Raw genomic sequence first — 10,372 nt, forward strand, 5'->3', positions numbered from 1 at the left:
GGCGTTGTTGCACCGGCTGGTATCAGGTCCGGAAGAAATTCAGCGCCTCCGCTATTTGCTGTTTGGCATCTTGCAGCGCTTTCAGGGACATGTCGGGCGTCAGCGCATTGTCGCCCAGTTTGTGGAAGGCCGGTAAAGTGTTCAACGGCGGCAAGTTTTGGCTTAGCGGGCCGCCGAGCCGGCTGTGGAATTTTGCCAGCAAGACGATATCGTTGACTTGCAGCGGCTTGGCGTCGTCGAAATACCAGTTATCGGTGTTTAATGGAATCGGTTGCAGACTGTCCGGAAAGTGCCATTTCTTGAGGATAAACGTACCAACCACCCCCTGCAAATGATCGATAGCGGCTCGCAGTTCGGTTTCGTTGTATTCGGCCGGGTCCAGCGTTTCCGCTAGCGTTACGATCGGGAGGGCGCCGATGTTATGAGTCAAGCCGGCCAGCAAGGCTTCGTCGGCATTGATTTTGCCGCTGAGCCCGGCCAGGGTGTAACTGAGGCTGGCAACCTGGATGCTTTGTTTCCAAAGCGACTGTGCCAACTGGTTCAAGAGTTTGTTTCGGCTCTTGAATAGTTGGTGCAGACTGATGCTGGTCGCCAGATTTTGCGTGGTCTTGAAGCCGAGCCGGTTGACGGCGTCGTGGCTGCTGGTGATCGGCCGGTTGCTGCGATAGATTGGGCTATTGGCGACCTGAATCAGTTTCGAGGAAATTACCGGATCCAAATTCAGGATTTTGACCGCATCTCCGATGCTGATGTCTTTTTGCAACGCGCTACGCAGCCTCAGTGCCACGTCGGGCAGGCTGGGGACGTGCAGGTTGTCGGCCTTGAAAGCTTGGCAGAAGCGTTGGAACAACACCGTATTGCGCAAGGCTTGCGGGACTTGTTCCAGGTTCAGGGCGGTCTGGTCGGCCAGTTTGCTGCTGCGTTGCAAGGCGGACAGCGGCAGGTAGACGGCTTGCAACGCAGATTTGGCGATGGCGTTGAAGTTCTGTTCGCCGGAGGTCGCCAGCGGATAGCAAGCTTTGAAGGTGCCGGCTTCCACCATGTATCCAGCACCGTTGGCCGCTTCCATAAATACTTGGCCGCTGTAGAGGTATGCCACTTCCTCCGTCTGCTCGCCGCGGTTGAACAGCAAGTCCCCCGGATTGAAATTACGCAATCTGATGGGCAAGGTTTTCAGCTCCGTGACCGGTAATTCGCCCACCGGTATCAGCTGCTGCAAAAACTGGAGCGGCAATTGCGCTGTCGTTGCTTCGCGAGTTTTCTCCGCTCGCTGGCTCGGTTCGGCGGTTTTTTTAAATAGCTTTAAGAACATGCGGTCAGGTCGAGAAAATACTCAGGGCTTCGTGAATTTTGGCTTTGGCGTCGTGTAGGATCGCCAGTGTGTTTTCCGGAGACAACGAGAAATTTTTCAGTTTGCTGGCGGCCGGAATGGCAGTGATCGCCGGCAGCTCGGAAGACGCGGTTTTGCCTATCTGCGCATGCAGGCGCGACAACACCACGATATCGGTCAGCGTCAGTTTTTCATGGCTGTTTTGGTACCAATTGCTGCTGGACAGGGCAACGTCGAGGAATTCTTCCGCAAAATCCCATTCTTTCAAGACCACGGCGCCGACCGGCCCCTTGATGACCGGGATGGCTTGTTCGATCTCGCTTTCGTTGTGGTATTCGTTAGGCAGGTTGGCGACGAAGTTCAGGAACGGGATCACGCCGATGTCGCAAACCAAGCCCGCCAACAGCGCGTTCTCCGGATTTTGTTCGCGGGTATGGCTGGCCAGCACGTGGCAAAGGCCCGACAAATACAGGCTTTGTTTCCATAAGTTTTCCAAATGGCTTTTGATCAGTGGCGATTTGCTTTTGAAAATTTGCCGCATGCTCAACGCGGTGACCAAATTGCGGGTGGCGTTCAAGCCGATGCGGATCACGGCTTCTTTACAGTTTTTGGCGCGCACCGAGGTCAAGTACAGCGGGCAGTTGGCAACTTCGATCAATTTGGCGGAGATCGCGGGATCGAGTTGGATGATCTTGACCGCTTCGTCGATATTGACATCTTTTTGGATGGCCTTGCGCAGATTGATGGCGACTTCCGGCAGGGACGGTATTTCGATTTCGTGCTCGGAATTCTGGAAGTGTTCGGCGAACAACGCCAGCAGCCGGTTGTCATGCAACTCTTCGGGTATTTCCAGTTTGCCGTGGTCCTGCCGACTGGGCGTCAACATGATTTTCAACGATACCCGCAGGATGTCGACGTCGGTTTTGGCGGTTGCGGTGGCGGTGTGCTTGGTGCCGCTACAGATCGGAAACTTGGCTTGGGCGCTGCCGGCCACGATTTCGTAACTCTTGCCGTTGTGGTCGGCCAGCGTGACGGTGCCCTGCAACAGGTAAATCGCGCAGGTGGCCTGTTCGTTGACGTTATACAGGATACTACCCGCGCTCAGGCTTTCCACGTGGTTGTCGGTGGAAAAGGTTTGCAGGATTTCGTCGCTGAGATTCCGGATCGGAAATAGCTGTTTCAACGTCTCCGGTGTAATGGGTTGTCCGGCGTGTTGCTTGTGCAGCTTGGCCTGGGCTTTTTCGAAAAAAGATCTGATTCCACTCATGCTGTTCCAATAACCGTATAGAAGTCGTTTTGCGGGTGATTGTCGCCGTTTGTCGGCGTGTTTGTCATTTGTCCGGGTTCAGTTGGTCTCTCGGCGTTCTTGGTCGAGCAAGCCGATCACCGGTGCGGTGGCAGGGCGGACTCCTCGCCAAATATAGAACGCCTCGGCGGCTTGTTCCACCAACATGCCTAAACCGTCGACACTTTTTGCCGCGCCATTGGCCAAGCCCCAGCGGACGAAGGCGGTCGGCCGGTTGGCGTAAGCCAAGTCGTAGCAGGTGCCGTTTTCGGCGAGCAGGCCGGCGGGAAGCGGCGGGAGTTCGTCGCTGAGGCTGGCCGCGGTGGCGTTGATGATCAGATCGAAACAGCGGCCGGCCAGGGCGTCGTAACCGCAGGCGTCCACCGCGCCGAGAAAATTGAAGTCGTCGGCGATGGTATGAGCTCTGGCAGGTGTCCGATTGGCGATCACCAGGCTGGCCGGCTTTTGCTTCAGCAACGGGGCGACAATGCCGCGGCAGGCGCCGCCTGCACCGAGGATCAGAATGGCGGTTCCCGGCAGATTGAGCTGCAGGTTCGCGGTCAGGTCGTTCAACAGGCCGGTGCCGTCGGTATTCTCGCCCAAAATGCTGCCGTCGGCGGTCAAGGCCAGGGTATTTACCGCCTTGGCCGCTTCGGCGGCCTCGCTGAGCCGGTCTGCATAACGCCACGCCAGTTCCTTCAATGGCACCGTGCAGTTCAGGCCTTTGCCGCCGGCGCTAAAAAAAGCATCTGCCGCGGCTGTAAAGTTGTCCGCGGGGACGTCCTGTGCCGAGTACGCCAGATTTTGCCCGGTTTGCTCGGCAAACAGTTTGTGTATTCTGGGCGATTTACTGTGGTTGATCGGATGGCCGAATACCGCGTATCGATCGGATAGGCTCGAGTCGGGGATGTTGGCGACGCTGTAGAGGTTATCGTTCATGCCGGAGATCATCCTCGGCTGAGCCACTGGGCGGCGGCTTTGGCGTAATAGGTCAGGATGGCGTCGCAGCCGGCGCGTTTGAAGGCCAGCAGCGATTCCAGCACGACTTGCCGTTCGTCCAGCCAGCCGTTGGCGCTGGCAGCCTTCAGCATGGCGTATTCGCCGCTGACCTGATAGGCGAAGGTCGGTACGCCAAAGTGGTCTTTGGCGCGGCGGATGATGTCCAGATAAGGCATGCCGGGTTTGACCATGATCATGTCGGCGCCTTCCTGCAGATCCAGCGCGATTTCGCGCAGGGCTTCGTCCGAATTGGCCGGGTCCATCTGGTAGCTGTATTTGTTGCCGCCGGCCAAGTTACCGGCCGAGCCGACCGCGTCACGGAACGGACCGTAAAAACTGGAGGCGTATTTGGCCGAATAAGCCAGAATCCGGGTGTTGGTAAAGCCGTGGTTTTCCAAAGTATTACGAATCGCGCCGATCCGGCCGTCCATCATGTCCGATGGCGCGACAATGTCGGCGCCGGCTTCGGCGTGGGATAAGGCCTGCTTGCATAGCACGGCCACAGTTTCGTCGTTGACTACGTAGCCTAGTTCATTCAGCAGACCGTCTTGGCCGTGCGATGTGAACGGGTCCAAGGCGATATCGGTGATTACGCCGAGTTCCGGCAGCTCCGCTTTCAGCGCTCTTACGCAGCGTTGCGCCAAGCCGTCCGGGTTGAATGCTTCCTCTGCCGCCAAGGACTTCCGGGCCGGATCAATCACCGGAAACAAGGCTATCGCGGGTATGCCCAGCTCCAACAAGGTTTCCGCTTCCTTGAGTAACAAGTCTATCGACAACCGGTTGACACCGGGCATTGAGGCGACGGATTGCTGCTGGTTTTGGCCTTCGATGACAAACAGCGGGCAAATCAAGTCGTCACAGCTTAGGCGGTTCTCCTGCATCAGCCGGCGGGAAAAAGTCTGAAAGCGCATGCGCCGCATCCGGGTGGCTGGGAAAAAGTCTTTAGGGTGTGGCATCTGATCCATAGTAATATAATAGGGCATTGGTCGATCCACGGAGGGTGGACCGAAGTCTTTCGCTTGACCGGCTCAGGCCTTTATTCTAGCAGTGTATCGAATCGGGGCACTCTAATTTAGCCGGCAATTCCTTTTGAGATGATTTTATGAGTATCCGAACTTATATGCGTTTTATGTCTGTGTTGGTTTTTAGCGTATTTGCAGTCTTGTCTACGATGGCGCCGGTAGCGGCCGCCGACCTAAGCGAACCGCAAATGGCGATTGAAGACGCTTCCAATAAGCTCAAACAACGTCTGCAGGACCCGAATTTCCCGCACGATTTCCAAAAAATCAATGCCTTCGTTCAAGAGGTGATTTATCCGCATGTCGATTTCGATCTGATTTCGTCGCTGGTGCTGGGTAAGCTGTGGAAGGACGCTTCCCCCTCTGAGAAGGAAAGTTTCAAAAAGGAATTTCAAACTTTGTTGATCAGAACCTATTCCAGAGCGTTTTTCGAGTTTAAGGACTGGTCGATCCGGTTTTTGCCGGTGACGCCGGAAGAGGACGAGCGCAAAGTCTTGATCAAAACCGAAGTATTGCAGCCGGGGCTGCAGCCAATAGCGGTCAATTACCGGATGTTGAACGTTAAAGGCCAGTGGAAAGCTTACGACATCATGATCGAAGGCGTCAGTTTAGTGACCAACTATCGGACCAGTTTCAAAAACGAAGTCGAGCGTACCGGTTCGTTGCAGGAAGTGATCAATCAGTTGGCGAAACGCAATACTGAAGCGCTAAACGCCAAAAACAACTCCTAAGTGTTCTCCTCGGATTCCGGCCTCGCCTGCAGGTGGGGCCGGAATTCAGCTTCCTGTTCATGTCATCCCTCAAAGATTCTCTTTACGCCAATCCGCTTGGCGAAGTCGGCGCATTTAAATTCGACGAAGCCGTGGTCAAGGTGTTTCCGGACATGATTCAGCGTTCGGTGCCCGGCTATCCGGCGATTATCTCGGCCATCGGCCTGTTGGCCGGCCGCTTTGCCAGGGATGACAGCGTTTGCTTCGACTTGGGCTGTTCTCTGGGGGCGGCGAGTCTGGCTATGCGGCGGCAAATCACCGCGAAGAATTGTCGTGTCGTGGCCGTCGATTGTTCCGAAGCAATGGTCGAGCAGTGTCGGAAAAATCTAGCGGACTCTGCGGTCGCGGGGGTGGATGTGGTGTGTGCCGACATTCGCGACATCCCGATCGAGAACGCGTCGGTCGTGGTGTTGAATTTTACGCTGCAATTTATTCCGTTGGCGGACCGGGAGGCTTTCTTGGCCAAGCTCTATGGTGGATTGTTGCCCGGCGGAATTTTGATTTTGTCGGAAAAATTGGCGTTTGACGATACTCGGCAACAGGAATTGCAGACCGAGATGCACCACTTATTCAAAAAGGCACAGGGCTACAGCGAGCTGGAAATCAGCCAAAAGCGCAGTGCGCTGGAAAACGTGCTGATTCCGGAAACGTTTGCAGTGCATCGGCAGCGCTTGGTTTCGCTAGGCTTTTCCAGTGTCGAGGTCTGGTTCCAGTATTTCAACTTCGCATCGATGATTGCGTTGAAATGCTAGGTTACGACGATTTGTATGCCTCACTACGGGAGGCGGGTGACCGGGTCTGGGGTGAGAGTTTGCCCGGACAATTGGCCGCGGCGTTTAGCGATGCCGCGCACGGCGATTTGCCGCGTTGGCGCCAGGTGGTTGATGATTTGCCGCGTTACCCGGCCTCCAGTATCGATTTGGCGAATGCGGTGCGGATCGGTGTCGATTCGGATATTTCCGATGTTGCCAGACAGCAATTGCGCGAACAGCTGATGAAGTTGCATCCTTGGCGGAAAGGGCCTTACCGGATATTTGGTATCGATATCGATACCGAATGGCGTTCCGATTGGAAATGGGAGCGGCTGAAAAATGGGATCGCTCCGCTGTCAAACCGGGCTGTGCTCGACGTCGGCTGCGGTAATGGTTACCACTGTTGGCGAATGCTGGGAGCCGGGGCGCGGATGGTGGTTGGCATCGATCCTACCTTGCTCAGCGTGATGCAGTTTCAGGCGATACGTAAGCTTCACGGGCCGGCGCCGATTTACGTCTTGCCGCTGGGGATCGAAGACGTGCCGGCCAATTTGGGATGGTTCGATACCGTGTTTTCGATGGGGGTGTTGTACCACAGGCGCTCGCCGATCGATCATTTGTTGGAATTGAAAGGTTGTTTGCGGCCGGGCGGCGAATTGGTTCTGGAAACGCTGGTGGTCGAGGGTGACGAGCGCCAAGTTTTGCTGCCGGCCGGCCGTTACGCGCAAATGCGCAACGTCTGGTTTTTGCCCAGTTGTCAGGCGCTGGAGTTATGGATGCAGCGTTGCGGTTATAAGGATATTCAGTTGCTGCATGTCGGCAAAACCACGGTCGAGGAGCAGCGCAGTACGGAATGGATGCGGTTTCATTCCTTGGCCGATTTTCTCGATCCGGGCTCTCCCAAGTTGACCAGCGAAGGTTTGCCGGCGCCGATGCGGGCGATTCTGAAGGCTAGCGTTTAAATATAGGTTGGCAATTCTAAATTATTGTAATTCGACAATAACACTCTAGAATTGCCTAGCTTGAAAAATGCGCCGACATGGGTTCGGTTTTTTCAGGCAGTCAACCATTAAAACGGGAGTCCAAATATGAAAAAATTATTTACCATTTTGATGTTATGTTCCTTCTCTGTGTTTGCCGAGCCGATTGACATCAATCGAGCGGATGCCGAGACCATCGCTAAGGAGTTAACCGGAATCGGGCCGAAGAAAGCGGAAGCGATTTTGCAGTACCGAAAGGAACATGGAGATTTTAAGACGCCAAAGGATCTGGAAAATGTCCCTGGTATCGGTGCAAAAACGGTTCAGCAAAACGAGAAGAACATAATATTCGGCGATTCAGCGGCAGCGGAAAAGCCAGCGAAACCGGAAAAGCCGGCAGAACCGAAAAAAGCCAAATAGGCGCCTGATTTCAGGCTCTTGATTGAATTGCGTTGCGGCTGGTGCCGCAACCGATTGCTCCGCCCCCTGGAGGTCGATCGGCTGTTTTATAGGGGGCGGGCTTTAGCCGAAAGTGCCGCCGTTCCAGCCCCAAAATTCCGCCGGACAATTACTGAACTCGATATAAATCCGATCCGGCTTGATCTCCAGTTTATTTGACAGGAGCTGGCACAGCTCTGCGGCTAAGTTTTGTGCTTGGTTTTTGGTCAAGCCGATACTTTTGCATTCCAAATAGGCCAGGGGCTGGTCGTTGCCGGCGAAAAGCATCGAGCCCTCGCTGGCCAATTGAACCATCACGTAGCGTTCGGGTTTACCGGTCTCGGTTGCGACAAGTTTGGATAATTCGCCGAGTAATTCCTTGGCTTGCTCGACATTTACTGGGGAGTTGGTGTTGAGTTTCAGATAAGGCATGCGCTCTCCTTCACGAGTTTATGCATTGATGTCGTGCCATCGTTCGACGATCCGGTATTCTACGCCCGAAGGGGTATGGAGGGATTCTGCCAGGCAAAATCCGTTCGATTGCCACAACACAGGGGTTATGTTCAATTCGGGGTTGCAGCGGGCTTTTTTGGTTAACGTGGCATGTGGTTTGTAAGGCCGGCAGTCGGTAACAATGCCGCTTCGGTCTGCAATTCCGGCCAGCTCGGTGTGGAATCGCAGGAAGTTTGGATCGAAACCGCTGGCTGTCAGGCACAAGACTTTCGGTTTTTCCCAGAAATCCAGTCGGTCTAATACAAGCTCGGTTGGAATATCTTTGAGTTTGGCCGCTTCCTGCGTCACCTCTGCCTGCTGCTTGGCGTTGACCTTGCCCAAAAATAGCAAGGTAATGTGCAGATTGTGTGTTGCAACCGGTTTGCCGCAACCAGCCAGTTGTTTGCAAACGGCGGCGCATGCCGAACGCGTGGCCGGAGTGGGCCATAGTGCAAAAAACAGGCGTCTCAATCAGCTATCCTCCTGTGTCGGAAGTGCAGTGTCGAAGTGTGCGGTTTGTTGCCGAGTTTTGCAATTCCGGTTTGGCAATAACGCGATCGATTGCGGTGTAGTTCCGAGGTGCGGGGTGGGAAGGGTTTTTAGTGGCATGCGATCTGTCCGTTACGCAAATGTAGCATTTCGATTGCGTCGTCAGCCTATGTGGCGCTTGCGGTTGCTAAGGATTGACATACCTGCTGTTTCTATCTTACAGTTACAGATGCATCACACGTACGTGACAAGCCTAGCGGGTTGTGGCAATTTGCAAGAATCGGCTATTACTAAAAATTAAAAACTTTCGGAGCACATCACATGGCAAGACCATTAATTCAAATGGCGTTGGACTCACTGGATTTCAACCAAACTGTGGCATTGGCTGACCAAGTCGCCCCTTATGTCGATATCTTTGAAATCGGTACCCCTTGCATCAAATATAACGGCGTCAACTTGGTGAAAGAGTTGAGAAACCGTTACCCAGACAAATTGTTGTTGGTCGACCTGAAAACCATGGACGCCGGCGAATACGAAGCAGGCGCTTTCTACGCAGCCGGCGCAGATATCTGCACCGTATTGGGCGTATCCGGTTTGGCTACCATCGGTGGCGTAATCAAAGCGGCAAAAAAATACGCTGCTGAAGTACAAGTTGACCTCATCAACGTGCCAAGCAAATCCGAGTGCGCACGCGAATCAGCCAAACTGGGCGCGCAAATCATGGGCGTTCACACCGGTCTGGACGCGCAAGCGGCTGGTCAAACCCCATTCACCGACTTGAATGAAGTCGCTTCTTTGGGTTTGAACGTTCGCGTTTCTGTTGCCGGCGGTATTAAACCTGCAACCATCGACCAAACCGTTAAAGCCGGTGCCAATATCATCGTCGTCGGTGCGGCTATTTACGGTGCGCCATCACCTGCCGAAGCGGCTCGTGAAATCCGTGAATTGGTTGACGCGGCGGCGGTGTAAGCCATGCATCAAGAGTTAATCATAAACAAAATTTCCAGCATTCTGGAAGCCACCCCCGATTCGCACGACAAAGCTTTGGTCGATATGCTGGATCAAGCCAAGAGAATCTTCGTCTCTGGTGCCGGTCGCTCGAAGCTCGTTGGTAATTTCTTCGCCATGCGCTTGATGCACGGCGGTTATGACGTCAGTGTTGTTGGGGAAATTGTAACGCCGAGCATTAAAAACGGTGATTTGTTAATCATCATTTCCGGTTCTGGCGAAACAGAGCAATTGATCGCGTTTACCAAAAAAGCGAAAGAAGTCGGCGCTAAAATCGTATTGATTTCAGCCAAGGACGACTCGACTATTGGCGATATGGCGGATATTACGCTGCAAATCGGCCGTTCCGAGCAATACGGCAAAGTTAAAGGCATGCCTATGGGTACTGTGTTTGAATTGTCCACCTTGCTGTTTTTGGAAGCTACCATCTCTCACGTAATTCACGAGAAAGGTATTCCCGAAGAGGAAATGAGATCAAGACACGCCAATTTGGAATAATTGCGTATAGCCTACGGTCTGGCGCAGCCTGCCGTAGGCCCAACAGATAACAAGTGGGCGTCAAGGTGATACCGATTCCAGCAGTCTAAGAGCAAGAGTGTGGTATTGGTCTTCCTTGAAATTTACCAAGCCTCAGCCAGAGCGGCGTTTGACACCACAAACGTGCACTTAAAATAACAAGTTAAAGGAGACCAACATGCCTTCGCGTCGAGACTTAGCGAACGCCATCCGCGCACTTAGCATGGACGCGGTACAAAAAGCCAATTCAGGACACCCTGGAGCCCCGATGGGGATGGCCGATATCGCCGAAGT

The 10,372-nt window shown here is 54.0% G+C and carries 13 protein-coding genes; 7 read left to right on the forward strand and 6 right to left on the reverse strand.

Going from position 1 to position 10,372, the window contains the following annotated elements; genetic code table 11:
• Window positions 1–22: 22 nt before the first annotated feature.
• From AC0IM9_RS12570 to hemB, 4 genes are all read right to left on the reverse strand, one after another.
• Window positions 23–1,312 carry an HDOD domain-containing protein gene (locus tag AC0IM9_RS12570; protein ID WP_482804234.1) on the reverse strand — a complete coding sequence of 430 codons (1,290 nt, stop codon included), beginning with the start codon at window positions 1,310–1,312 and terminating at the stop codon, window positions 23–25.
• A gap of 4 nt (window positions 1,313–1,316) precedes the next feature.
• Window positions 1,317–2,597, reverse strand: a complete 1,281-nt coding sequence (locus tag AC0IM9_RS12575) for an HDOD domain-containing protein (protein WP_482804235.1) — start codon at window positions 2,595–2,597, stop codon at window positions 1,317–1,319.
• Between the two features lie 78 nt (window positions 2,598–2,675).
• Complete coding sequence (gene aroE, locus AC0IM9_RS12580) at window positions 2,676–3,554, reverse strand: shikimate dehydrogenase (RefSeq protein ID WP_482804236.1); 879 nt, start codon at window positions 3,552–3,554, stop codon at window positions 2,676–2,678.
• Between the two features lie 8 nt (window positions 3,555–3,562).
• On the reverse strand, window positions 3,563–4,579 hold the full coding sequence (gene hemB, locus AC0IM9_RS12585; protein ID WP_482804240.1) for a porphobilinogen synthase: 1,017 nt from the start codon (window positions 4,577–4,579) through the stop codon (window positions 3,563–3,565).
• A gap of 137 nt (window positions 4,580–4,716) precedes the next feature.
• On the opposite strand from hemB, the gene AC0IM9_RS12590 reads away from it, so the two are divergent.
• From AC0IM9_RS12590 to AC0IM9_RS12605, 4 genes are all read left to right on the forward strand, one after another.
• Complete coding sequence (locus AC0IM9_RS12590; protein WP_482804237.1) at window positions 4,717–5,364, forward strand: MlaC/ttg2D family ABC transporter substrate-binding protein; 648 nt, start codon at window positions 4,717–4,719, stop codon at window positions 5,362–5,364.
• 59 nt (window positions 5,365–5,423) lie between these two features.
• Window positions 5,424–6,155, forward strand: coding sequence for a carboxy-S-adenosyl-L-methionine synthase CmoA (gene cmoA, locus AC0IM9_RS12595; protein ID WP_140910517.1), 732 nt, complete (start codon window positions 5,424–5,426; stop codon window positions 6,153–6,155).
• Window positions 6,149–7,117, forward strand: coding sequence for a tRNA 5-methoxyuridine(34)/uridine 5-oxyacetic acid(34) synthase CmoB (cmoB, locus tag AC0IM9_RS12600; RefSeq protein ID WP_482804238.1), 969 nt, complete (start codon window positions 6,149–6,151; stop codon window positions 7,115–7,117). Before cmoA ends, cmoB begins: the two co-directional genes overlap by 7 nt.
• Window positions 7,118–7,243: 126 nt before the next feature.
• On the forward strand, window positions 7,244–7,555 hold the full coding sequence (locus tag AC0IM9_RS12605; RefSeq protein ID WP_445372408.1) for a ComEA family DNA-binding protein: 312 nt from the start codon (window positions 7,244–7,246) through the stop codon (window positions 7,553–7,555).
• A 102-nt stretch (window positions 7,556–7,657) separates the two neighbouring features.
• Here the strand turns inward: AC0IM9_RS12605 and AC0IM9_RS12610 are convergent, their stop codons facing one another.
• Together AC0IM9_RS12610 and thpR are read right to left on the reverse strand one after the other, a co-directional pair.
• On the reverse strand, window positions 7,658–8,005 hold the full coding sequence (locus tag AC0IM9_RS12610) for a phenylpyruvate tautomerase MIF-related protein (RefSeq protein ID WP_140910514.1): 348 nt from the start codon (window positions 8,003–8,005) through the stop codon (window positions 7,658–7,660).
• Between the two features lie 18 nt (window positions 8,006–8,023).
• The gene (gene thpR / locus AC0IM9_RS12615) at window positions 8,024–8,536 is read right to left on the reverse strand and encodes an RNA 2',3'-cyclic phosphodiesterase (RefSeq protein ID WP_482804239.1); all 513 of its coding nucleotides are present in this window, start codon (window positions 8,534–8,536) and stop codon (window positions 8,024–8,026) included.
• A gap of 339 nt (window positions 8,537–8,875) precedes the next feature.
• Here thpR and hxlA point away from each other — a divergent pair, with 339 nt between their 5' ends.
• The 3 genes from hxlA to AC0IM9_RS12630 all read left to right on the forward strand — a co-directional run.
• Window positions 8,876–9,523 (forward strand): 3-hexulose-6-phosphate synthase, encoded by a 648-nt coding sequence (hxlA, locus tag AC0IM9_RS12620; protein ID WP_260839145.1) that lies wholly within the window; start codon window positions 8,876–8,878, stop codon window positions 9,521–9,523.
• A gap of 3 nt (window positions 9,524–9,526) precedes the next feature.
• Window positions 9,527–10,060: a 6-phospho-3-hexuloisomerase gene (hxlB, locus tag AC0IM9_RS12625; protein WP_054763862.1), complete on the forward strand. Its 534-nt coding sequence runs from the start codon at window positions 9,527–9,529 to the stop codon at window positions 10,058–10,060.
• Window positions 10,061–10,256: 196 nt separating this feature from the next.
• Window positions 10,257–10,372 (forward strand): thiamine pyrophosphate-binding protein (locus AC0IM9_RS12630; RefSeq protein ID WP_482804241.1); only part of this gene is annotated, 116 nt, incomplete at its 3' end.

It is taken from the genome of Methylomonas sp. Uni0011, assembly GCF_056850255.1.